Below are 23914 nucleotides of genomic sequence, written 5' to 3'. Positions count from 1 at the left end.
TAAACTCGGCCCCTATGGCACATCTCCTGGGCGCTGAGTCGCTCCGCCTCGAGTACCCCACGCGGGTCATCTTCGACGACGTCTCCCTCGGCATCGAGGAGGGCGACCGCATCGGCATCGTCGGCCGGAACGGCGACGGCAAGTCCACCCTCCTCCGCCTGCTCGCCCAGCGCATCGAGCCGGACGGCGGCCGGGTGACCCACCGCCGCGGCGTCACGCTCGGCATGCTCGACCAGGCCGATACCGTCGACGAGGAGCTCACCGTCGCCCAGGCCGTGGTCGGCGGGCTCGAGGAGCACGAGTGGGCCGGGGACGCGCGGACTCGCGACGTCATGGCCGGGCTGCTGCGCGACGTCCCCTGGGACGGCGTCGTCGGCGCGCTCTCGGGCGGCCAGCGCCGCCGCGTCGCCCTGGCCAAGCTGCTCGTCGGCGACTGGGACGTCGTCTTCCTCGACGAGCCCACCAACCACCTCGACGTCGAGGGCATCGCCTGGCTCGCCGAGCACCTCAAGCGCCGCTGGGCCGCGACCTCGGGCGGCCTCGCGGTCGTCACCCACGACCGGTGGTTCCTCGACGAGATCTGCACCGCGACCTGGGAGGTGCACGACCGCCTGGTCGAGCCCTTCGAGGGCGGCTACGCGGCGTACATCCTGCAGCGCGTCGAGCGCGACCGGATGGCCTCGACCATGGAGTCGAAGCGGCAGAACCTGATGAAGAAGGAGCTGGCCTGGCTCCGCCGCGGCGCTCCGGCCCGCACCGCCAAGCCGAAGTTCCGCATCGACGCGGCGAACCAGCTGATCGAGAACGAGCCGCCCGTCCGCGACTCCGTCTCGCTGTCGCAGCTCGCCGTCTCGCGGCTCGGCAAGGACGTCGTCGACCTGCTCGACGTCACCGTCCGCTACGGCGAGCGGACCGTGCTCAACCGGATCGAGTGGCGGATCGCTCCGGGCGAGCGCACCGGCGTCCTCGGCGTGAACGGCGCCGGCAAGTCGACCCTGCTCGGCCTCGTGGCCGGCAGCGTGCAGCCGACCAGCGGCAAGGTCAAGCGCGGCACGACCGTCCGAGTCGCGATCCTCGACCAGCAGCTGCGCGAGCTGACCGAGGTGCAGCACCAGCCGGTCCGCGAGATCATCGCCGAGCAGCGCACCAGCTACTCGATCGGCGGCAAGGAGATGACGCCCGGGCAGCTGCTCGAGCGCCTCGGCTTCTCCAGCGCGCAGCTCTCGACGCCGGTGAAGGACCTCTCCGGTGGCCAGCGCCGTCGGCTGCAGCTGCTGCTGATCCTGCTCAGCGAGCCGAACGTGCTGATCCTCGACGAGCCCACCAACGACCTCGACACCGACATGCTCGCCGCGATCGAGGACCTGCTCGACTCCTGGCCCGGCACGCTGCTCGTCGTCTCGCACGACCGCTACCTGCTCGAGCGGGTCACTGACCAGCAGTACGCCGTCATGGACGGCGCGTTCCGCCACCTGCCCGGCGGGGTGGAGCAGTACCTCGACCTGCGCCGCGCGCTGGAGAAGGGCGCGCCCGCGGGCGGCTCGACCGGCGCGTCCGCTCCGGCGCCGTCCGGCCTCGGCGGCGCCGAGCGGCGCACCGCCGAGAAGGAGGTGTCGGCGATCGACCGGCGCCTGCACAAGCTCACGCAGCTCTCCGCCGCGGTGCACGAGAAGATGGCGACCCACGACCCGGACGACTACGACGGCATCCTGGGCCTGAACGCGAAGCTGCGCGAGCACCAGGACGAGGCGGCCGGGCTCGAGCTGCGCTGGCTGGAGCTGTCGGAGCTGCTCGAGGGCTGAGCGGCGCAGAACATCAGCTGAGAAGGGGGTGCCTCCGCTGTCGGGGGAGGGACCCCCGTCTCAGCTGATGTTCTGCAGTGGAGTCAGCCGAAGTCGAGCGAGAGCTTGCGGAGCAGCTGCGCGAGCCGCTCCTGCTGCGCGTGCGTGAGGGCTCCGAGCAGCTCCTGCTCGGCGTCGACGAGGCGGGTGATCGCCGCGTCCACCCGGGACAGGCCGGACGGCGTCATCTGCACCAGCACGCCGCGGCCGTCGTTCGGATCGTCGAGGCGCTCGACGAGGTCGCGCTCGACCAGGCGGTCGATCCGATTGGTCATCGTGCCGCTGGTGACCATCGTCGCCTGGAGCAGCTGCTTCGGGCTCATCCGGTAGGGCGCCCCCGCGCGGCGGAGGGCGGAGAGGACGTCGAACTCCCAGGTCTCGAGCTCCGAGCGGCCGAAGGCACTGCCGCGCGCCCGCTCTAGCTGCTTGGCGAGCCGGCGCATCCGGGAGAACACCTGCAGGGGAGTGAAGTCGAGGTCGGGCCGCTCGCGCACCCAGGCGTCGACGATGCCGTCCACCTCGTCATTCGCGCTCACCCGTCCATTCTGGCGGGTGCGCGCCCCGGGAGTCGCCGGGAGCCGCCCGGCGGGGACGCCACGGCGACGGCGGGTGCGGGCGGATGGCAGGATGGACGGCGCGCGAGAGCGCGGTCCGCCATGGTGTAACGGCAGCACGGCAGCCTTTGGAGCTGTCCGGTCCAGGTTCGAATCCTGGTGGCGGAGCTCGAGCACCGAGCACCGGTGCCGGACGGAGGAGCACGCGCACCATGGTCGACAGCACGCTCGCGGTGGTGATCCTGGCCGCCGGTCAGGGCACCCGGATGAAGTCCCGCACCCCCAAGGTCCTGCACCGCCTCGCCGGGCGCCCGCTGCTGGGGCACGTCCTCGACACGGCCGCCTCGCTCGACGCCGGCCACGTCGTCACGGTCGTGCGGCACGAGCGCGAGCGGGTCGCCGCCGCGGTCCTGGACCACTCGCCGGCGGCCCTCGTCGTCGATCAGGACGAGGTGCCCGGCACCGGCCGCGCCGTGGAGCTCGGCCTCGCCGCGCTGCCGGACGACTTCGACGGGACCGTCGTGGTGCTCAGCGCCGACGTCCCGCTGCTGGACGCCCCGACGCTGCGCCGCCTGGTCGACGAGCACCTCGCCGCGGCGAACGCCTTGACGATGCTGTCCTGCGTGCTCGAGGACCCGACCGGCTTCGGCCGGATCGTGCGCGGCGTCGACGGCGGCTTCGCCTCGATCGTGGAGCAGAAGGACGCGAGCGACGTCGAGCTCGCGCTCACCGAGACCAACGCCGGCGTGTACGCCTTCGAGGCCGCCGCCCTGCGCGCGGTGATCGGCGCCATCGGCACCGACAACGCCCAGCAGGAGAAGTACCTCACCGACGCCGCCGCCGCGCTGAAGGCCGCCGGCCGCGCCATCGAGGCCGTCCCCGTGCAGGACCGCTGGCTCGTCGCCGGCATCAACGACCGCGCCCAGCTCGCCGACGCCGCGCTCGAGCTGAACGCCCGCATCGTCCGCCGCTGGCAGCTCGAGGGCGTCACGATCCAGGACCCGGCCACCACCTGGATCGACGTCGACGCGGTGCTCTCGCCCGACGTCGAGATCCTCCCCGGCACGCAGATCAAGGGGCCGACTGTCATCGCCTCCGGGGCGATCATCGGACCGGACACGACGCTCGACTCCTGCGAGGTCGGCGAGGACGCGGTGATCAAGCGCTCGGACGCGACTCTCGCGGTGATCGGCGCGCAGGCGCAGGTCGGCCCGTTCTCGTTCCTGCGCCCGGGCACGGTGCTCGGCGAGCGCGGCAAGATCGGCGCCTACGTCGAGACCAAGAACGCGACGATCGGCGCCGGCTCGAAGGTGCCGCACCTCTCCTACGTCGGCGACGCGACGATCGGCGAGGAGTCGAACATCGGCGCCGGCTCGATCTTCGCCAACTACGACGGGGTGAACAAGGCGTCCTCCGTCGTGGGGTCGCACGTGCGCGCCGGGTCGCACAACGTCTTCGTCGCCCCCGTTAGAATCGGTGACGGAGCGTACACGGGCGCCGGCACGGTCATCCGCAAGGACATCCCCGCCGGAGCCCTCGGCATCACCGTCGCTCCGCAGCGCAACATGGCCGGATGGGTGCAGACCCATCGTCCGGGAACCGCGTCGGCCACCGCCGCCGAGGCCGCCCAGGCGTCGGAGCCCGAGGGCACCGACCGCGCGACCGGAGGAAGCGGAGCACAGTGACGGGCATCACCGCCAGCAACAAGAAGAGCCTGGTCCTGGTCTCGGGGAGGGCGCATCCGGCACTGGCGGAAGCGGTCGCCGACGAGCTGGGCACCGAGCTGGTCACCACCGAGGGGCGCACCTTCGCGAACGGCGAGCTCTACGTCCGCTACGGCGAGTCGGTCCGCGGCGGGGACGTCTTCGTCCTGCAGTCGCACACCTCGCCGATCAACGAGTGGCTCATGGAGCAGCTGATCATGGTCGATGCGCTCAAGCGCGCCTCGGCCAAGCGGATCACCGTGGTCGCGCCGTTCTACCCCTACGCGCGCCAGGACAAGAAGGGCCGCGGCCGCGAGCCGATCTCGGCCCGCCTCGTCGCCGACCTGTTCAAGGCCGCCGGCGCCGACCGCATCATGTCGGTCGACCTGCACGCCGCGCAGATCCAGGGCTTCTTCGACGGCCCCGTCGATCACCTCTTCGCGATGCCGGTGCTGCTCGAGCACTTCCGCGAGAAGCTCGACCCCTCGACCCTCACCGTCGTCTCGCCGGACATGGGCCGCGTGCGCGTCGCCGACATCTGGAGCGACAAGCTCGGCGTCCCGCTCGCGATCATCCACAAGCGCCGCGACCCCAAGGTCGCCAACCAGGTCTCCGTGCACGAGATCGTCGGAGAGGTCAGCGGCCGCGTCTGCCTCCTCGTCGACGACCTGATCGACACCGGCCGCACCATCGCCAAGGCCGCCGAGGCGCTCAAGGCCGCCGGCGCGATCGGCGTCGTCGTCGCCGCGACCCACGCCGTCTTCTCCGACCCGGCCCGCGAGCTGCTCAGCTCCGAGTTCATCGACTCGGTCGTCGTCACCGACACCCTGCCGCTGCCCGAGGAGAAGAAGTGGGACCGCCTGACGATCCTGCCGATCGCCCCGCTGCTCGCCCGCGCGATCCACGAGGTCTTCGACGACGGCTCCGTCACCTCCATGTTCGACGGCGACGCGTAGGCCGCAACCGGAGATGTCCGCGCTCCGCGCGCCACATGCTGGTCGAGTAGTCGCGGAGCGGCGTATCGAGACCCGGCGTCGTCCGCGGGGTTGTCTGCAGACCCGCGTCTGACGGTGGTGGATCTCGATACGCCCGCTGCGCGGGCTACTCGATCAGCATGAGGCGGCGCCCTCTCCAGAGAGCTGCTCGACGCAATCTGCATGCTGGTCGAGCAGCCGCGGAACGGCGATTCATGCTGGTCGAGTAGCCGCGGAGCGGCGGAGTCATGCTGGTCGAGTAGCCGCGGAGCGGCGTATCGAGACCCGCCGTACTCAGCAGGGCGGTCTGCAGACCTCGACGGCTGACGGTGGTGGATCTCGATACGCCCGCTGCGCGGGCTACTCGATCGGCATGACGGAGCCCCTCGTCCTCGGGTCCGCTGCGGTCGGCGGCCTTCGGCTCGCTCGGGGGAGCGCCCGACGCCTTAGCATGAGTGAATGCGCATGCATGGTGATCAGACCCGGACGGGGGGTCTGCTGCGCGCCTCCGAGCTGTCGCGGGCGTCGATCGCCGTGGCCGCGCTCTTCCTGGTCTGGTCGCCCGCGGCCCTCGAGGCCGGCTGGTGGCTGCTGCTCGGCCTCGGGCTCGCGGCGGCGATGGCCGTCGTCGGCGCAGTCGCCGACTCCGGCCGCGAGGTGCACGACGGACCGACGGGGGAGTGGCTCGGGCTCGCCGGCCGCGCCCTCGCGGCGTCCGCCCTCGCACTGACCGCCGCCGACTCGATCGTCGGCGCGAGCGCGCGCCCGGTCGCCGTGCTCCTGATCGTCGGCACCACCCTCTTCGTGCTCCGCGGCGGTGCCGTCCCGCCCGGGCTCGCGCGCCTGCTCCTGGGCCTCGTGCTGCTCCTCCTGCTGGCCTCCGCCGTGATCGTCGCCCTCGCGGACCCCGTCGCGACCCCGTCCGAGACGGTGATCGGCGGTGCGGAGGGTGCCGGAACGGCGGCCGCCCTGCTCCTCTTCCTCTTCGCGCCCGCCTCGCCCGGCGAGACGCCGACGCTCGGCCGATCGCTGCTCGGGATCGGCGTCACGACCCTCGTGGCGGCCCTGATCGGCGCCGGGCTGCTCCTGCTCGTCGGTGCGCAGGAGCTCGCCGACGTCCCGGCCTCGCTCTCCGCGGTCGCCGCTGGGACCCCCGCCGCCGCCCTCGTCGGCATCGCGGCCGTGCTCGCCGCCCTCCTCGCGCTCGTCGCCCTGACCCGGCTGGACGCCTCGGCGCTGGTCCGGCTCGCGGACGCGGGCGAGATCCCCGGCCCCTTCGCCCACCGCAACCGCCGCACGGGCGTGCCCGCGGCCGGTCAGCTCGCCGTCTGCCTCGTGTCGGTGCTCGCCGTGGTCGTCCTCGACGCCGACGCCCTGCTCGCCTTCGCGGTCGCCGCCTCGCTGATCGCGCTGATCCTGCGCCGGCTGGACCGCGGAGTCGCCGGTGCGCGCTGGCCCGCGATCGTCTCCGCGGCGGGCGCGCTCGTCCTCCTGCTCGCGCTGCCCTCGGCGACGGCCGCCGCGGTCGCCGTCCTGCTCGCACTGCTGCTCATCGTCCGCGCCTTCCGGCGCTAGCGGCCCCTAGGCGAGCGCGGCGGCCTCGACCGGCCGGCTCGGCAAGTGCAGCGCGAGTGGGTCCGCCCGCACCCGCCCGAGCCCCGAGCGGACCGCGCCGAGCGCGACCGCCTGATCGCCGAGCGTCGACGGCAGGATCCGCGGCGCCGGGGCGTGCACCTCGCCCACCAGGCGCTCGGAGACCGCCGCGAGCAGCGGACCGGCCGAGGCGGCCAGCGCTCCGCCGACGACGATCAGCGAGACGTCGAGCAGATTCGCGACGGTCGCGGTGATGGCGGTGAGGCGGTCGGTCAGCCGCGCGACGACGGCGGAGGCCAGCGGATCGCCCGCGTCGGCCGCGGCCAGCACCTCGGCGGCCCCGGGTTGTGCCACGGCGTCGAGGAGCGACGCCGGCCGGCCCGCCACGGCCAGCGCCTCGCGGGCCCAGGTGCGCGCGAGGGCGGCGATGCCCTCCGCCGAGCCGACGCCCTCGACCAGGTCGAGGTAGCGCATCTCGCCGGTGAGCCCGCGGGCGCCGCGCAGCAGCGAGCCGCCGAGCACGATCCCGCCGCCGAGCCGCTCGCCGGAGAGCAGCGCCAGGTAGTCGTCGCAGCCGATCGCCGCGCCGCGCCAGCCCTCGGCCAGCGCGGCGAGGTTCGCGTCGTTGTCGACCACCGGCGACCAGCCGCGGCCGGAGTAGTGGTCCACGAGCCCGGGGTTCATCGCGCCCCAGAAGCCGTTGTCGCTCGCGGGGGAGTGGCCGAGCGCATCGACGGGGGCCGGGACGCCGAGGGTCAGCGCGAGGACCTCGTCGTCGGTCACGCCGGTGAGGAGGAGGGCGCGGTCGAGGACCCGGTCGATGTCGGCGACGCGGCGCTCGTGCGGGAGGTCCTCGACGCGCTCGTGATCGACGTGCTCGACGTGCCGGACGAGGGTCTCGCCGAGCAGGTCGGCGACGAAGACACCGACGCTGTGCTGGCCGGCGTCGACACCCACGACGACGCCCGCGCGGCGGCGGAGGGCGTACCGGCGCGCGGGCCGGCCCTTGACGTAGTCGCCGGCGGCGCGCTGGTTCTCCAGCTCCTCCAGCCAGCCGAGCTCGATCAGGTCGTCGCAGACGGCGATGACGGTCGAGCGGGTGAGACCGGTGCGCTCGATCAGGGCGGAGGCGGTCATCGCCTCGCCGGTCCAGGCGCGCTCGAGCACGTCGAGCGCGCTGCGCCGGCGCTGGAACGAGCCGGTGCTCACGGAGAGCCTGCTCTCGAACATCGCGTCCCCCTTCCCCTTGACCTCGGCCGGATCGGCTGCAACAGTACATCGCGTACTAGATCTACTACCTAGATTTAGTCACCGAAGCAACTCATCCGCAACCCGGGAGACGACGACGTGCCCCTCACCACCACCGCCCTCAGCCGGCGCACCCTGCTCACCGCGGCGGGTGCCGGCGCCGCCGCGCTCGGCCTCGCCGCCTGCGCCTCCCCCTCCGGTTCGGGCGGGGTCACCGAGATCACCTTCTTCCAGTCCAAGCCCGAGGTGATCGGCTACTTCGACGAGGTCATCGAGCGCTTCCACGCCGCTCAGTCGCGGGTGCGGGTCGTGCACGACTTCTCCTCGAACCTCTCGGCCGGCTTCGTCCGCACCAACCCGCCGGACCTCGGCTGCCTCAACTACAACTTCGAGGTCGCGCGGTTCGTCGAGCGGGGCGCCCTGAGCGACCTGTCCGACATGGCCGAGGCGAAGCGGATCAACCCCGACCTGCAGCCGCTGATCGAGCAGACCGCGACCTACCCGGGCCGCACCAGCGTGCTGCCCTACTCGCTGATGATGTCGGCGGTGCTCTACAACCGCGAGATCTTCGCCGCGCAGAACCTCGAGGTGCCGACCACCTGGACCGAGTTCCTCGCGGTCTGCGACGCGCTGACCGCGGCGGGCATCACTCCGATCTACGGGACGTACAAGGACCCGTGGACGGTCGCGCAGGGGCTGTTCGACTACTCCGTCGGCGGGACCGTCGACCTCGAGGCCTTCTTCTCGCAGCTGAAGGAGCAGGGCGCCGACGTCGGCCCCTCCTCGCCGGTCTCGTTCGAGAAGGACTTCGCCGCTCCCGTCGACCAGATGGTGCAGCTCGCCGGCTATGCGCAGCCGAACGCGGCCAGCCGCGCCTACGGCGACGGCAACCTCGCCTTCTCGAACGGCGAGGCGGCGATGTACTTCCAGGGCCCGTGGGCGCTGAGCGAGATCGCGAAGACCGCCCCGGACCTCTCGATCGGCGCCTTCCCGCTGCCGATGACGGACGATCCGGACGAGCGCCGCGTGCGGGTGAACGTCGACCTCGCGCTGTGGATCCCGGAGGCGTCGACCAAGAAGGCGGCGGCGCGCGAGTTCCTCTCCTTCCTGATGCAACCGGAGATCATCGACGCCTACAACGCCGACAACAACGCGTTCGGCGTCACCACCGACGCCCCTGCCGTCACCCAGCCCACCCTCGTCGAGCTCCAGGAGTTCTACGACCGGGCGGCGTTCAGCCTCGGCGCCTCGCAGCTCGTGCCGCAGAACATCCCACTGCAGAACTACGTCCAGGGCGTCGCCCTCGGCTCCGACCCCGCCGCGACGCTCCGCACGATCGACGCCGACTGGGCGCGCATCGCGTTCCGCTCCTAGACCTCCCCGACCACCTCTCAGAGACGAGACACCATGGCCCTCTCCGCCCCCGCCCGCCCGGAGGAGCGCACCGTCGCGACTCCCCGCGCGGCCGTCGCCCCGCGCCGGAAGCCGCGCACCGACCGCACCTTCCTGCTCTACCTGCTCCCCGCGCTCGTGCTCTTCACGCTCGCGATCACCCTGCCCGCGCTGATGGGGATCTTCTTCAGCTTCACCGACTCGATCGGCTTCGGCGAGTGGAGCTTCATCGGCCTGACCAACTACGTCGCGCTGTTCTCCGACCCGGCGATCCTCGCCTCCTACGGCTTCACCGTGGGGCTCGCGCTGGTCACGGTGCTCGCGGTGAACGTGATCGCGTTCCTCCTGGCGATCGCGCTCACCTCGCAGATCCGCGGCAAGGTCGCGCTGCGGGCCGTGTTCGTGCTGCCGATGGTCGTCTCGGGCATCATCATCGCGTTCGTCTTCAACTTCCTCTTCTCCAACTCGCTGCCCGCCTTCGCGCAGTCGGTCGGAGCGACGCCGCTGGCCAGCAGCATCCTCGCGGACCCGAATCTGGCCTGGCTCGCGATCGTGATCGTGACCGCCTGGCAGGCCGTGCCCTCCGCGCTGCTGATCTACATCGCCGGCGTGCTCTCGATCCCCGGCGACGTCTACGAGGCCGCCGCGCTCGACGGCGCCTCGAGCTGGGGACAGCTGCGCTCGATCACGCTGCCGCTGGTCGCGGGCTACGTCGTGATCAACCTCGTGATCGGCTTCAAGAACTTCCTCAACTCCTACGACATCATCGTCGGCCTGACCGACGGCGGCCCCGGGACGTCGACCCGCAGCGTCGCGATGACGATCTTCTCCGGCTTCACCAGCGGCGACTACGCCTACCAGATGGCCAACGCCACGATCTTCTTCCTCATCGCGCTCGTGATCGCGCTCGTACAGCTGCGCGTCTCGCGCGGAAAGGCGGCCTTCTGATGACCAGCCAGGTCCCCCTCGCCCCGTCCCTCCCCGGCACCCGCGCCGCCGTCGACGCCGACGCCCGTCGCGGGGGGAAGCGGCGGCGCTCGAGCCTCCTGCTCACCCTCGTCCTCGTGGTCTGCGCCCTCTCGGTGATCGGCCCGCTGTGGGTGACGCTGACGATGGCCTTCAAGACCGGCGCCCAGGCGGTGGACGGGAACGCCTTCTCGATCCCGCTGCCGTTCTCGGTCGACGGCTTCGTCCAGGCCTGGAACCTGACCGACTTCCCCCGCGGGTTCGCCGTCTCGGTCTTCGTCTCGGCGATCACGGTCGGCGGCACCATCGTCCTCTCGGCCCTCGCCGCGTTCGCGATCTCGCGGAACTGGAGCAAGCGCTTCTACCGCTGGTCGTTCTTCTACCTGCTCGCGGCGATGTTCCTGCCGTTCCCGGTGCTCGCGCTCTCTCAGGTCTCGCTCACCGGACTCGTCGGGCTCGACAACCCGCTCGGCGTCGCGATCCTGCACGTGATGTTCCAGCTCAGCTTCAGCGTGATGCTCTTCACCGCGTTCCTCCGCTCGCTGCCCGAGGAGCTCGAGGAGAGCGCCCGGCTCGACGGCGCGACGACCAACCAGGTCTTCTGGCGGCTCGTCTTCCCGCTGCTCGCCCCGATGAGCGCGACGGTCGGCATCTTCGCCTTCCTCGCCTCCTGGAACGACTTCATGATGCCGTCGCTGATCACCTCCGACCCGTCGCTCCAGACGCTCCCGGTGCTGCAGAAGATCTTCCAGACCCAGTTCAGCAACGACTACAACGTCGCCTTCGCCTCCTACCTGATGGCGATGGCCCCGGCGATCATCGTCTACCTGTTCACCCAGCGCTGGGTCATGTCCGGAGTCACTCAAGGTGCTATCAAGTAGGGCTCGCGGGCCTCGGGGCGGTCGTCTGCGGCGTTGTCGTCGGTCGCCGTAGCTCCGCTACGCCTCCCTCCTCCGCCTTGCAGCCGACCACCCCGAGACCCGCGGGCTCGACTTCGGGAGGCGAGGGTGCCGTGCTGTGCACGAGCCCGCCCCAACATGCTGGTCGAGTAGCCCCGGAGGGGCGTATCGAGACCCGCCGTCACCGAGCGCCCGGCCCCGGCCGACGACGAACCACGACACCAGACCATGCACCACGACGAACGGAAGGACACCCGTGACGGACACGGTACTCAGCAGGAGCGGCACGACCGAGGACGCCCAGTGGTGGCGGCAGGCGGCCGTCTACCAGATCTACCCGCGGAGCTTCGCGGACGCGAACGGCGACGGGATCGGTGACCTCGCCGGCATCCTCGAGCGGATCCCGTACCTGCGGGAGCTCGGGATCGACGCAGTCTGGCTCAGCCCCTTCTACCCGTCGGCGCTGGCCGACGGCGGCTACGACGTGGCCGACTACCGCGACGTCGACCCGCGGATCGGCACTCTCGCCGAGTTCGATGAGCTGACCGCCCGCCTGCACGAGAGCGGCCTCCGCGTGATCGTCGACATCGTGCCCAACCACTCCTCCGACCTGCACCCGTGGTTCCAGGAGGCGCTCGCCGCCCCGAAGGGCTCGCCCGCCCGGGAGCGCTACGTCTTCCGCGACGGCCTTGGCGAGGACGGCGCCCTGCCGCCGAGCGACTGGGAGTCCGTCTTCGGCGGCCCCGCCTGGGAGCCGGTCGGCGACGGCCAGTGGTACCTGCACCTCTTCGCGAAGGAGCAGCCCGACTGGAACTGGGCGAACCGCGAGATCCGCGACGACTTCCTCGAGACCCTCCGCTTCTGGTCCGACCGCGGCGTCGACGGCTTCCGGATCGACGTGGCGCACTCGCTGGTGAAGGACCTCGCCGAGCCGCTCCCCGCCGCGGCGGAGATCGACGGCCAGCGGATCGACGGCAGCCACCCGTTCTGGGACCGCGACGAGGTGCACGAGGTCTACGCCGAGTGGCGCGCCCTCTTCGACTCCTACGACCCGCCGCGCACCGCCGTCGCGGAGGCCTGGGTCGACGCCTCCCGCCGCGCCCGCTACGCGAGTCCCGAGGGGCTCGGCCAGGCCTTCAACTTCGACCTGCTCGAGGCCGACCTCGACGCGGAGGAGTTCCGCCGGCTGATCACCTTCAACCTCGAGCTGGCGGCCGAGTCCGGTTCCTCGACGACCTGGGTGCTCTCCAACCACGACGTCGTCCGGCACGCGACCCGCTACGGGCTCCCGCAGAAGGGCGCGGCCGAGACCGCCCCCGCGAAGCAGTGGCTGCTCAGCGGGGGAGCGGAGCCGGTCCTTGACCGCGCGCTGGGCCTCCGCCGCGCCCGTGCTGCGACCCTCCTGCTGCTGGCGCTGCCCGGCTCGGCCTACCTGTACCAGGGCGAGGAGCTCGGTCTGCACGAGGTGGCCGGCATCCCGGACACCGACCGCCAGGACCCGACGTTCTTCCGCAGCGGCGGCACCGACGTCGGCCGCGACGGCTGCCGCGTCCCGCTGCCCTGGGAGGCGACCGGCGACTCCTTCGGCTTCGGCCCCGGCGGCGCGCACCTGCCCCAGCCCTCCTGGTTCGCCGACTCCTCCGTCGAGGCGGAGGAGCTCGCCGAGGACTCGACGCTCGCGCTCTACCGCAGCGCCCTCGCGCTCCGGTACGAGCTGCAGACCGACGAGAGCCTGGAGTGGCGGGACGCGCGGCCCGGCGTGCTGCACTTCGCGCGCCCGAACGGCTGGCGGTCGGTGACGAACCTCGGCGAGGAGCCGGTCGAGCTCCCCGAGGGCGAGGTGCTCCTCTCGAGCGCGCCGCTCGACGGCGGCCTGCTGCCGCCGGCCACGACGGCCTGGCTGCGCTGATCCGGCGCTGAGTCGCTCCGCACGACGAAGGCGCCCCCGCCCGCGGGATCCGAGGATCCGACGGGCGGGGGCGCCTTCTGCGTGTGCACCCGTGGGCGCGTCCGCGGGTCAGTGCGTGGACGGGTCCTGCTCGACCTCGGAGCGGTCGCCCGACCACAGCGTGTGGAAGGTGCCCTCCTTGTCGACGCGCTGGTAGGTGTGCGCGCCGAAGAAGTCGCGCTGGCCCTGCACGAGGGCGGCGGGCAGGCGCTCGGAGGCGAGCGAGTCGTAGTACGACAGCGCGGCGCCGAAGCCGGGGATCGGCACGCCCGAGAGCGCGGCGGTGGAGACGATGCGGCGCCAGGCGGCCTCGCCGTTGGCGACGGCCTCGGCGAAGTACGGGTCCTCGAGCAGCGTCGTGATCTCCGCGTTCTCGGCGTAGGCGTCGACGATGCGGTTGAGGAACTGGGCGCGGATGATGCATCCCGCGCGCCAGATCTTCGCGACGGCTCCCTTGTCGATCTCCCAGCCGTACTTCTCGGCGCCGGCGATGATCGCGTCGAAGCCCTGCGAGTAGGCGACGACCTTGGAGGCGTAGAGGGCGGCGCGGACGTCGTCCTCGAAGCCGTCGTAGAGGGCGACGGGCGTGGGGCGCGTGGTGACGCGCTTCTGCACGGCGGCGCGCTGCGCGGGCTTGGAGGAGACGGCGCGGGCGAAGACGGCCTCGGCGATGCCGCCGACGGGCACGCCCAGGTCGAGCGCGTTCTGCACGGTCCAGACTCCGGTGCCCTTCGAGCCGGCCTGGTCGAGCACGATGTCGAGGAAGGGCTTGCCGGTGTCGGCGTCGACCTGGCGGAGCACCTCGGCGGTGATCTCGATGAGGTACGACTCGAGGTCGCCCTTGTTCCAGGCGTCGAAGACGTCGGCGATGGCGGCGGGCTCGTGGCCGCCGACCGTGCGGAGCAGGTCGTAGGCCTCGGCGATGAGCTGCATGTCGGCGTACTCGATGCCGTTGTGGATCATCTTGACGAAGTGGCCGGCGCCGTCGGTGCCGATGTGGGTGACGCAGGGCTCGCCCTCGGCGACCGCCGCGATCGAGGCGAGGATCGGGCCGAGAGTCTTGTACGACTCGACCGAGCCGCCGGGCATGATCGACGGGCCCTTGAGCGCGCCCTCCTCGCCGCCGGAGATGCCGGTGCCGACGAAGTGGATGCCGGTCTCGCGGACGGTCTTCTCGCGGCGGATGGTGTCGGTGAACAGCGCGTTGCCGCCGTCGACGATGATGTCGCCCGGCTCGAACGCGGCGGTCAGCTGCTCGATCACGGCGTCGGTGCCGCGGCCGGCCTGGACCATGATGATCGCCGTGCGCGGGGTCTTCAGCGAGGCGGCGAAGGCCTCGATGGTCTCCGAGGCGACCAAGCCGGCCTCGGGGTGCTCGGTGATCAGCGTCTCGGTGCGCCCGTAGGAGCGGTTGTAGACGGCGACGGTGTTGCCCTCGCGGCTGGCGAGGTTGCGGGCCAGGTTCGAGCCCATCACCGCCAGACCGACGACTCCGATGTTGGCTGTGGCGGTGGGCTGGTCAGACACGGTTCTCCTCGACGTACACGTTCAGGGTTGACGGATCCAGGCTAGCGCCGGGGTCGGACGCGCAGCCGGGAGCGGCCGTGCACGGAGGGGGAACTCAGCGCGCACGGCCGTTCAGGAGGTCAGGCGCCGTGGCCCTCGGGGACGACCTCGGCGGGGATCGGCGGGCCGGGCGGGGTGCCGTCGCCGAACGGGCGGCCGCCGAGCTCCTCGCGGTGCGAGGGGACGAGCCAGCCGGACAGGTCCGGGCCCTTCGGCACGACGCCGGTCGGATTGATGTCGCGCTGCACCTCGTAGTAGTGCGATTTGATGTGCTGGAAGTCGATCGTGTCGCCGAAGCCCGGGGTCGCGAACAGGTCGCGGGCGTAGCCCCAGAGGGCCGGCATCGCCGAGAGCAGGTTCCGGTTGGCCTTGAAGTGGCTGTAGTAGACGGCGTCGAAGCGGGCGACCGTCGTGAAGAGGCGGACGTCCGCCTCGGTGATCGTGTCGCCGACGAGGTAGCGCTGCGTGCTGAGGCGCTCCTCCAGCCAGTCGAGCCGGGCCCAGAGCGCGTCGTAGGCCCGCTCGTAGGACTTCTGCGAGCCCGCGAAGCCGCACTTGTAGACGCCGTTGTTGACGTCCTGGAAGACCAGCTCCGCGACCTCGTCGATCTCGTCGCGGTGCTCCTCCGGATACAGGTCGGGGGCGCCGTCGCGGTGGAACTCGGTCCACTCCCGCGAGAAGTCGAGCGTCATCACCGGGTAGTCGTTGGTGACGACCTGGCCGGTGGGGACGTCGACGATCGCCGGCACGGTGATGCCGCGCGGGTAGTCGGGGAAGCGCGCGAGGAACGCGTCCTGCAGGCGCGGGATGCCGAGCACCGGGTCGACGCCGCCGGGGTCGAGGTCGAAGGTCCAGCTGCGCTTGTCGTGCGTCGGGCCGCAGATGCCCATCGACAGCGCGTCCTCGAGGCCGAGCAGGCGGCGGACGATCACGGCGCGGTTCGCCCACGGGCAGGCGCGCGAGACGACGAGCCTGTAGCGGCCCGCCTCGACCGGGTAGCCGTCGCGGCCGTCCGCGGTGATGCGGGTCGGGATGTAGTTGGTGTCGCGGTGGAAGCCGTTCTTCTCGACGTAGGAGCCGAAGTCGTCAGAAGTCATGCCCGCACGCTAGCCAGCCCGGCTGGGGGCGCGGTAGGGGCGCCCGCGGGTGGCGGCTCGGCCGCGCGGCCGGTAGGGTGGGCAGCTGAACTTCGGCGAGGGATGCCCCGTGCATCCGTGATCGACGCGGTGGAACCAGGTGGGGCTCCGGAAGGAGCGCCGCGGACCTTTCCTCACGCAGACACGCGTTCGAGTCGAAACCCCGTCCGCGGCCCCAGGCCGGGACCCGAGCAGGCGGCGCACGGCGCCGTCCAGGAGAACACCATGGCAGAACTCACCAACAAGGTCGTCGCCGAGGTCCGCACCTCGTTCGGCAAGGGAGCGGCCCGCAAGATCCGCGCCCAGAACAAGATCCCCGCGGTCCTCTACGGCCACGGCACCGAGCCCGTGCACGTCACGCTGCCCGGCCACCAGATCCTCCTGCTGACCCGCAAGGCGAACGCGATCCTCGAGCTCGACATCGAGGGCGTCGCCCAGACGTCGCTGGTCAAGGACATCCAGCGCGACCCGGTCCGCCAGATCATCGAGCACATCGACCTCGCGGTCATCCGTCTCGGCGAGAAGGTCTCGGTCGACATCCCCGTGCACGTCGAGGGCGAGGCCGCTCCCGGCACGCTCGTCTCCACCGAGGCGAACACGCTCTCGCTCGAGGTCGACGCCACGAAGATCCCGCAGAACGTCGTCGTCTCGGTCGAGGGACTCGAGGCCGGCACGCAGATCACCGCCGCCGACGTCACCCTCCCCGAGGGCGCGACGCTGCTCACCGACCCCGAGGCGCTCATCGTGAACGTCACCGAGGAGGTCGAGCAGGACCTGGGCGAGGAGGGCGAGCCCACCACGCCGGCCGAGCCCACCGAGGCCGCCGAGTAGTCGGAGCACCACCCGCACGAACGGGCCCGCCGCGATCGCGAGCGGGCCCGTTCCGCGTCCGGGGGCTGCGCCCCGCGGAGGACGTCGCTGCTGAGCGCATCGAGAAGAGGGAACGAGATGGGCGAGACCTGGCTGGTCGTCGGACTGGGCAACCCGGGCGCGCAGTACGCGCGCAACCGGCACAACGTGGGGCAGATGGTGCTCGACGAGCTCGCGACCCGGATCGGCGGCTCGTTCCGCCGGCACAACCGGGCGAACGCCGTGGTCGCCGAGGGCTTCCTCCGCCCCGGCGGGCCGAAGCTGATCCTCGGCAAGCCGAACAGCTTCATGAACCTCTCGGGCGGCCCGACCGCGCAGCTGCTCGACTTCTACTCCCTCGCGCCCGAGCGCCTGATCGTCGTGCACGACGAGCTCGACATCCCCTTCGACACCCTGCGCCTCAAGAACGGCGGCGGCCACGGCGGCCACAACGGCATCCGCGACATCCTCGCCGCGACCGACGGCGCCGACTTCCTCCGCGTGCGCGTCGGCATCGGCCGCCCCCCGGGCCGCCAGCCCGCCGCCGACTTCGTCCTCAAGGACTTCGCCGGCCCCGAGCGCGAGAACCTGCCGATCCTGATCGCCGACGCCGCCGACGCCGTCGAGCTGATCGCCGACGCCGGCCTCCAGGCCGCCCAGCTGAAGGTCCACACGACCCCGTAGCGCCGCCCTGCGCGAATCCCGATACGGGCCCGCTGGGCGGCTCATGCTGGTCGAGTAGCCCCGGAGGGGCGTATCGAGACCCACCGTCTGCAGCCCGATGGATCTCGATACGGCCGCTGCGCGCCCTACTCGATCAGCATGCAGCGGACGCCCGTCAGACGGCGACGTCCCCCCCCATGCTGGTCGAGTAGCCCCGGAGGGGCGTATCGAGATCCACCGTCCCCAGCGCGGCGGCCTCGCCTGCGCTTCCGTGCGCCGCCCGTCGCAACCGGCTGCTCCAGCCCCTCCCGAGCGACCACTCCTGACGACTCGACGTCGCCCCTGTCCCGAACGCGGACCCCATCCGTCAAGAACGCTCCCCTCAACCGCTCCCGGACAACCACCCCTGACGGATCGAGATGCAGCACCCGGCAGACCAGCCGACCGCCCCGGAGGCGAATTCGAAATCGCGTGCCAAGCGATTTCGAAGAGCCGAACGCAGGACGCTCTGCGGAACGCGCGCCGTCGCACAGCCGACTGCGCTGCGCCGGCGAAGACCGGCGCAGAGAGACGGCACCTCGACCGCGCCGCGCCGGGCAGGGACCGGCGTGGACCGACGTCCGACACCGGCCGAGGCCGGTGTCGGAGGTCGGCAGTAAACTCCTCCGGTGCCTCTCAACCGGATCATCTCGGCGCTCTCGCGCGCCTCCACGTTCGACGACGCTCTCGCGTTCGCGATCCGCGACGCCGATTTCTCCGTGGCCGACGGCCTCCGCGTCCCCCTGCTGGCGGGCCTGCTGGAGCGCCGCGCTGAGGCCGACCGTCCGCAGGCCGCGCTCGTCGTCACCGCGACCGGCCGCGACTCCGAGAACATCCGCGCGTCGCTCAGCTGCGTGCTGCCGGACGCCGAGGTCGTCGAGTTCCCGGCCTGGGAGACGCTGCCGCACGAGCGCCTCAGCCCGAGCGCCGAGATCGTCGGCCGCCGCCTCGACGCTCTGCGCCGGATGAAGACCTGGTCCGGTGAGAAGCCGCTCGTCGTCGTCGCCTCGGTGCGCGCGGCGCTGCAGCCCGTCGCCGACAACCTCGCTGACATCGCGCCGATCCGCCTGGTCAAGGGCGGCCGCGGCTACGACCTCGGCCGCATCTCGTCCGAGCTGGTCGACCTCGCCTACTCGCGGGTCGACATGGTCACCCGGCGCGGCGAGTTCGCGGTCCGCGGCGGGATCCTCGACGTCTTCCCGGCCGTGGCCGAGCACCCGAGCCGCATCGACTTCTTCGGCGACGAGGTCGACTCCATCCGCGGCTTCTCCGTTGCCGACCAGCGCTCGCTGCCGGGGGAGGCCGACTCCGTCGTGCTGCCGCCGAGCCGCGAGCTGCTGCTCGTGCCGGCCGTCCGCCAGCGCGCCCGGGAGATGCTGCACGAGTTCCCGAGCCTCTCCGCGATGCTCGCGAAGATCGCCGAGGGCATCCCCGTCGAGGGGATGGAGTCGCTCGCGCCCGCGCTGCTGGAGCGGCTCGTCCCCATCTCGCACTACCTCCCGGCCGGCGCCGCGGTGGCCGTGCTCGCTCCGGAGCGGGTCGCCACCCGCGCGATCAGCCTCGCGGAGACGAACCGCGAGTTCCTCCAGGCCGCGTGGAGCGCCGCGACCGCCGGCGCCGAAGCTCCGATCGACCTCGCGTCCGGTGAGTTCATCTCCCTCGGCGCCCTCCGCGGCGCCGTGAAGTTCAGCGCCCCCGGCGCCGAGACCCCCGACCACCCGTGGTGGACGATGAGCACCTTCCGCCAGGGTCCCGCCGCAGGCGAGGCCGAGGTGCTGCCGGAGGACCTCGGGATCGACGAGATCCTCGCCGTCCGCGTCGACGGCGAGCCCGTGCCCGGCTTCGGCGGCGCGGTCGAGGGCGCGCTCGCGCACGTGCGCGCCCGCCTGGCGGACGGCTGGAGCGTGGTGCTGACCGCCCCCGGCAACGGCACCGTCGAGCGCACCGACCAGGTGCTCGCCGAGCACGAGGTCGCCGCGCGCATCGTCCCCGATCTGCCCGCCGAGCTCGAGCCCGGCCTCGCCTACGTGCTCCAGGCCAACGTCGACCACGGCTTCGAGGTCGACGGCGCCAAGGTCGCTCTGCTCACCGACACCGAGTTCTACGGCCGCACCGTCGGCTACGACTCGCGCGCCGTGAAGAAGCTCGCCTCGCGCCGGAAGAACGTCGTCGACCCGCTGCAGCTCAGCCCCGGCGACTTCGTCGTGCACGCCACCCACGGCATCGGCCGCTTCGTCGAGCTCTCGCAGCGCGAGGTCTCCAGCGGCGGGCGCAACGCCGTGAAGACCCGGCGCGAGTACCTCGTCCTCGAGTACGCGCCCAGCAAGCGCGGCTTCCCGGGCGACAAGCTGCTCGTCCCGACCGATCAGCTCGACCTCCTCTCCCGGTACGTCGGCGGCGAGGCCCCTGCGCTGAGCAAGATGGGCGGCAGCGACTGGGCGCAGGCGAAGAGCAAGGCGCGCCGCGCGGTCCGCGACATCGCGGTCGAGCTGGTGAAGCTCTACTCCGCCCGGATGGCCTCGCGCGGGCACTCGTTCCCGCCGGACACCCCGTGGCAGCGCGAGCTGGAGGAGGCGTTCCCGTTCGCGGAGACGCCCGACCAGCTGACCGTGATCGACGAGGTCAAGGCCGACATGGAGCGGCCGATCCCGATGGACCGCCTGCTCTCCGGCGACGTCGGCTTCGGCAAGACCGAGGTCGCCGTGCGCGCCGCGTTCAAGGCGATCCAGGACGGCAAGCAGGTCGCGATGCTCGTGCCGACCACCCTGCTCGTGCGCCAGCACCTCGAGACCTTCCAGGAGCGCTTCGCCGGCTTCCCGGTGCACCTGCGCGCCCTCAGCCGCTTCCAGAGCGCGAAGGAGTCGAAGGAGACGATCGAGGGTCTCGCCGACGGCACGGTCGACATGGTCATCGCGACGCACCGCCTCCTCAGCGACAACATCGTCTTCAAGGACCTCGGCCTCCTCGTGATCGACGAGGAGCAGCGCTTCGGCGTCGAGCACAAGGAGAAGCTGAAGGCGCTGAAGAAGAACGTCGACATCCTCTCGATGAGCGCGACGCCGATCCCGCGCACGCTCGAGATGGCGGTCACCGGCATCCGCGAGATGTCGACGCTCGCCACGCCGCCGGAGGAGCGCCACCCGATCCTCACCTTCGTCGGCCCGTACTCGGAGAAGCAGGTCTCGGCCGCGATCCGCCGCGAGCTGCTGCGCGAGGGCCAGGTGTTCTTCGTGCACAACCGCGTCTCGACGATCAACCGGGTCGCCGCGCAGCTCGCCGAGCTGGTGCCGGAGGCGCGCATCGCCGTCGCGCACGGCAAGCTCAGCGAGTCGCAGCTCGAGCGGATCATCGTCGACTTCTGGGAGCGCAAGTTCGACGTGCTCGTCTCGACGACCATCGTCGAGACCGGCCTGGACATCCCGAACGCGAACACGCTGATCGTCGACCGCGCCGACAAGTACGGCCTCTCGCAGCTGCACCAGCTGCGCGGCCGCGTCGGCCGTGGCCGCGAGCGCGCCTACGCCTACCTCCTCTACGACGAGATGAAGCCGCTGTCGGAGACCGCGCACGACCGCCTGCAGACCCTCGCCGCGAACTCCGACCTCGGCGGCGGCATGCAGATCGCGCTGAAGGACCTCGAGATCCGCGGCGCGGGCAACCTGCTCGGCGGCGAGCAGTCCGGCCACATCCAGGGCGTCGGCTTCGACCTCTACCTGCGGATGATCGGCGAGGCCGTCGACGGCTTCCGCGGCGAGGTCGCGGAGGGTCAGACCGAGCTGCGGCTCGAGCTGCCGGTCGACGCGCGGATCCCGGAGGAGTACGTCGACAGCGAGCGGCTGCGCCTGGAGGCGTACCAGAAGCTGTCCGCGGCGACCTCGCCGACCGCGAAGGAGGGCAGCGTCGACCTCGTCGTCGAGGAGCTGACCGACCGCTACGGCGAGCTGCCCGAGGCGGTGGAGAACCTCGTCCTGGTCTCGCGGCTGCGGATGCGCGCCCAGCGCGCCGGCCTCAGCGACGTGGTCGCGATGGGCTCGAACGTCCGCGTCGCGCCCGCGCACCTCGCCGACTCGATCCAGGTGCGCCTGCGCCGGATGTACCCGACCGCGAAGTACCTGCAGCAGGCGAACGCCGTGGTCGTGCCGATGCCGGTGCTCGACGGCGTCCCGCTCGGCGACCGCGCGCTGATCGACTGGGTCGCGAACCTGCTCGACGCGCTCTTCCCCGAGCCCGCCGCCGTCGCGAGCTGACCGCCGGCACCCTCTCGGTCGGGCGGCGCCACCGTTCCGGACGCCGCCCGACGACACCGATCTCGACGACACCGATCTCGACGACATCGATCCCGACGACACCGACCCCGACGACACCGACCCCGAACGAAGGACGATCATGACCGCCTCCGACGAGCACTCCGTCCCGCCGCGCATCCCCGCTCCCGACGAGCCGAGCATCCCCGAGCTCGAGGAGGACGAGACGATCGCCCCCCGCCCCGAGGAGGAGGCCGCCGACCTCGATCGCGCGACCCCCGACCTCGCCCCGCACCCCGAGGGCTAGCCCTCCCCGCGAGATGCCACTTGTGCGCGCCTTTCACGGCGTGTCGCGTGCACAAGTGGCATCTCGCGGCGGGGATCAGGACGCGAAGTGGGCGCGGACCTCGGCCTGCCAGCGGGTGCGGTCCTCGTCGGAGATGAAGGCGGCGTCGAAGGAGTTGAGGGCGAGGCGCTCGAGCTGGGCGTCGTCCATCCCGAGCTCCTCGACCAGAACGCGGTAGTTCGCGTCGACGTAGCCGCCGAAGTAGGGCGGGTCGTCGCTCGAGACGGTGACGATCAGCCCCGCGTCGAGCATCGCCGGCAGCGGGTGGTCCTTCATCGTGTCGACCGCCCGCAGAGCCACGTTCGACAGCGGGCAGACCGTGATCGGCACGCCCTGCACGCGGAGCATCGCGACGACCGCCGGGTCCTCCATCGCGCGGATGCCGTGGTCGATCCGCTCCACCTTCAGCAGCTCGAGCGTCTCGGCGACCGTCTCCGGACCGCCCTCCTCGCCCGCGTGCGCGACCAGGTGCAGGCCCTCCGCCGCGGCCCGCGCATAGACGTCGATGAAGAGCTCCGGCCCGAAGCCGACCTCGTTCGAGTCGAGCCCGACCCCGATGATGTGCTCGCGGTAGGGGAGGATCGCGGTCAGCATCTCGTCCGCCGCGTCGGCGCCGAGGTCGCGCAGGAAGCACATGATCAGGTCGGTCGAGATGCCGTGCGTCTCCTCGCTCCGCCCGAGCGCGCGGGTGAGCCCGGCCATCACGACGTCGAGCGGCACGCCGTTGCCGAGGTGCGTCTGCGGATCGAAGAAGATCTCGGCGCGGCGGACGTTGGCGAGCTTCGCGCGGTCGAGGTAGCCGGTGGCCAGCTCGAAGAAGTCGCGCTCCGTCTTCAGGACCGTGAGGTTCGAGTAGTGCAGCTCCAGGAAGGACGCGAGGTCCTGGAAGGCGTAGCGCGCCCGCAGGGCGTCCAGATCCTCGGTCGGCAGCGCGATGCCGTTGCGGCGCGCCATCTCGACGATGTGCTCGGGCTCGATCGTGCCCTCGATGTGGATGTGCAGCTCGGCGCTCGGCGGCGCTCCGCGATCGAGGGCGGTGCCGGTGGCGGGAGGCGTGAGGGTCACGGTGGCGTTCCTGTTCCGGGCCGCGGTCGCGCCCCGCGGTCACCGTAGTCGGCGCGTGTTACGCGCCGATGACCAGCGGATGTGCGGCCCGCGACGGCGCCCGCCCGACCGGCTCCGCGGGCCACGCCGCAGACCCGGATGCGAGGATGGCCGGGTGACCGCGCATCCCCGGCTCGACGAGCTCATCCGCACCGTCCACGTCCTCCGCGCCCCGGGCGGCTGCCCGTGGGACGCCGAGCAGACCCACGAGTCGCTCGTGCGCTACCTGATCGAGGAGTCGCACGAGCTGGTCGACGCGATCGAGGCGGGCGACCGGGCCGACCTGATCGAGGAGCTCGGTGACGTGCTCTACCAGGTGCTCTTCCACTCCGACCTGGCCGCCGACGGACCGGAGCCGTTCACCATCGAGGACGTCGCGGCGCACATGAACGCCAAGATGATCGGCCGCCACCCGCACGTCTTCGGCGACGCGACCGCGGAGACCGCCGACGACGTCATCGCCGTCTGGGACGAGCTGAAGAAGACCGAGAAGCCGCACCGGACGAGCGTCCTCGACGGGATCCCGCAGGGCATGCCGGCTCTCGCGCTGGCCGACAAGGTGATCGGCAAGGCCACCACGCTCGGCATCGTCGACGCGGGGGAGGGGCCGCTGCCGATCGAGTCGGAGGAGGACCTCGGCCCGCTGCTGCTGGCGATCGTCGCCTCGGCGCGGGCGCAGGGGCTCGACGCCGAGCGCGCGCTGCGGACTGCGACGCGCGACCTGCAGGAGGAGATCCGCGCAGTGGAGCAGGAGCGCCGGGAGGGGTAGCTGTCGCCTCGAGTGCTGATCACGGGGATCTCGATACGCCCGCTCCGCGGGCTACTCGATCAGCAGAGGTGGTGGGCTCT

General features: G+C 71.8%; 18 protein-coding genes and 1 tRNA gene. 14 read left to right on the top strand and 5 right to left on the bottom strand.

The features are described from left to right. The first annotated feature begins 14 nt into the window (after window positions 1-14). A complete protein-coding gene (locus tag C1I64_RS10960; protein ID WP_127887219.1) occupies window positions 15-1802 on the top strand; it encodes an ABC-F family ATP-binding cassette domain-containing protein in 1788 nt (595 codons plus the stop codon). An 83-nt stretch (window positions 1803-1885) separates the two neighbouring features. Here C1I64_RS10960 and C1I64_RS10955 read toward each other — a convergent pair whose 3' ends face one another. Continuing rightward, the gene (locus tag C1I64_RS10955) at window positions 1886-2377 is read right to left on the bottom strand and encodes a MarR family winged helix-turn-helix transcriptional regulator (RefSeq protein WP_123447633.1); all 492 of its coding nucleotides are present in this window, start codon (window positions 2375-2377) and stop codon (window positions 1886-1888) included. A 114-nt stretch (window positions 2378-2491) separates the two neighbouring features. Here C1I64_RS10955 and C1I64_RS10950 point away from each other — a divergent pair. From C1I64_RS10950 to C1I64_RS10935, 4 genes are all read left to right on the top strand, one after another. Next, a tRNA-Gln gene (locus C1I64_RS10950) sits at window positions 2492-2563 on the top strand. A gap of 44 nt (window positions 2564-2607) precedes the next feature. Further along, on the top strand, window positions 2608-4080 hold the full coding sequence (gene glmU, locus C1I64_RS10945; RefSeq protein ID WP_127887218.1) for a bifunctional UDP-N-acetylglucosamine diphosphorylase/glucosamine-1-phosphate N-acetyltransferase GlmU: 1473 nt from the start codon (window positions 2608-2610) through the stop codon (window positions 4078-4080). Then, the gene (locus C1I64_RS10940) at window positions 4077-5054 is read left to right on the top strand and encodes a ribose-phosphate diphosphokinase (RefSeq protein ID WP_123447631.1); all 978 of its coding nucleotides are present in this window, start codon (window positions 4077-4079) and stop codon (window positions 5052-5054) included. Before glmU ends, C1I64_RS10940 begins: the two co-directional genes overlap by 4 nt. A gap of 477 nt (window positions 5055-5531) precedes the next feature. After that, the gene (locus C1I64_RS10935; protein WP_127887217.1) at window positions 5532-6647 is read left to right on the top strand and encodes a hypothetical protein; all 1116 of its coding nucleotides are present in this window, start codon (window positions 5532-5534) and stop codon (window positions 6645-6647) included. A gap of 6 nt (window positions 6648-6653) precedes the next feature. Here C1I64_RS10935 and C1I64_RS10930 read toward each other — a convergent pair whose 3' ends face one another. Continuing rightward, the gene (locus tag C1I64_RS10930; protein WP_127887216.1) at window positions 6654-7895 is read right to left on the bottom strand and encodes an ROK family protein; all 1242 of its coding nucleotides are present in this window, start codon (window positions 7893-7895) and stop codon (window positions 6654-6656) included. Between the two features lie 117 nt (window positions 7896-8012). Between C1I64_RS10930 and C1I64_RS10925 the strand changes: the two genes are divergently transcribed. From C1I64_RS10925 to C1I64_RS10910, 4 genes are all read left to right on the top strand, one after another. Next, the gene (locus C1I64_RS10925) at window positions 8013-9287 is read left to right on the top strand and encodes an ABC transporter substrate-binding protein (protein ID WP_127887215.1); all 1275 of its coding nucleotides are present in this window, start codon (window positions 8013-8015) and stop codon (window positions 9285-9287) included. Window positions 9288-9320: 33 nt separating this feature from the next. Continuing rightward, window positions 9321-10253, top strand: a complete 933-nt coding sequence (locus C1I64_RS10920) for a carbohydrate ABC transporter permease (RefSeq protein WP_127887214.1) — start codon at window positions 9321-9323, stop codon at window positions 10251-10253. After that, window positions 10253-11152 carry a carbohydrate ABC transporter permease gene (locus C1I64_RS10915; protein ID WP_123705141.1) on the top strand — a complete coding sequence of 300 codons (900 nt, stop codon included), beginning with the start codon at window positions 10253-10255 and terminating at the stop codon, window positions 11150-11152. Before C1I64_RS10920 ends, C1I64_RS10915 begins: the two co-directional genes overlap by 1 nt. Window positions 11153-11426: 274 nt before the next feature. Continuing rightward, window positions 11427-13079, top strand: a complete 1653-nt coding sequence (locus C1I64_RS10910) for a glycoside hydrolase family 13 protein (protein ID WP_127887213.1) — start codon at window positions 11427-11429, stop codon at window positions 13077-13079. A gap of 108 nt (window positions 13080-13187) precedes the next feature. On the opposite strand, the gene gndA is transcribed toward C1I64_RS10910, so the two are convergent. Both gndA and C1I64_RS10900 read right to left on the bottom strand, forming a co-directional pair. After that, on the bottom strand, window positions 13188-14645 hold the full coding sequence (gene gndA / locus C1I64_RS10905) for an NADP-dependent phosphogluconate dehydrogenase (protein ID WP_127887212.1): 1458 nt from the start codon (window positions 14643-14645) through the stop codon (window positions 13188-13190). Between the two features lie 119 nt (window positions 14646-14764). Beyond that, entirely contained in the window at window positions 14765-15781 is a 1017-nt protein-coding gene (locus C1I64_RS10900) for a glutathione S-transferase family protein (protein WP_127887211.1), read from the bottom strand. A gap of 264 nt (window positions 15782-16045) precedes the next feature. Between C1I64_RS10900 and C1I64_RS10895 the strand changes: the two genes are divergently transcribed. From C1I64_RS10895 to C1I64_RS20070, 4 genes are all read left to right on the top strand, one after another. Further along, the gene (locus C1I64_RS10895; protein WP_123447622.1) at window positions 16046-16651 is read left to right on the top strand and encodes a 50S ribosomal protein L25/general stress protein Ctc; all 606 of its coding nucleotides are present in this window, start codon (window positions 16046-16048) and stop codon (window positions 16649-16651) included. 117 nt (window positions 16652-16768) lie between these two features. Further along, window positions 16769-17353, top strand: a complete 585-nt coding sequence (gene pth, locus C1I64_RS10890) for an aminoacyl-tRNA hydrolase (RefSeq protein WP_123737724.1) — start codon at window positions 16769-16771, stop codon at window positions 17351-17353. A gap of 647 nt (window positions 17354-18000) precedes the next feature. Continuing rightward, the gene (gene mfd / locus C1I64_RS10885; protein ID WP_127887210.1) at window positions 18001-21618 is read left to right on the top strand and encodes a transcription-repair coupling factor; all 3618 of its coding nucleotides are present in this window, start codon (window positions 18001-18003) and stop codon (window positions 21616-21618) included. Window positions 21619-21757: 139 nt separating this feature from the next. Beyond that, a complete protein-coding gene (locus C1I64_RS20070) occupies window positions 21758-21922 on the top strand; it encodes a hypothetical protein (protein WP_160090439.1) in 165 nt (54 codons plus the stop codon). Between the two features lie 75 nt (window positions 21923-21997). Here the strand turns inward: C1I64_RS20070 and C1I64_RS10880 are convergent, their stop codons facing one another. After that, window positions 21998-23026: an adenosine deaminase gene (locus tag C1I64_RS10880; RefSeq protein ID WP_127887209.1), complete on the bottom strand. Its 1029-nt coding sequence runs from the start codon at window positions 23024-23026 to the stop codon at window positions 21998-22000. 154 nt (window positions 23027-23180) lie between these two features. Here C1I64_RS10880 and C1I64_RS10875 point away from each other — a divergent pair, with 154 nt between their 5' ends. Further along, complete coding sequence (locus C1I64_RS10875) at window positions 23181-23834, top strand: nucleoside triphosphate pyrophosphohydrolase (RefSeq protein WP_243732930.1); 654 nt, start codon at window positions 23181-23183, stop codon at window positions 23832-23834. Window positions 23835-23914: the final 80 nt, after the last annotated feature.

Source organism: Rathayibacter festucae DSM 15932 (assembly GCF_004011135.1).
Taxonomy (GTDB): Bacteria; Actinomycetota; Actinomycetes; order Actinomycetales; family Microbacteriaceae; genus Rathayibacter; species Rathayibacter festucae.
Note: the sequence above shows the minus strand (reverse complement) of the source record. Positions and strands in the feature narration are given on the sequence as shown.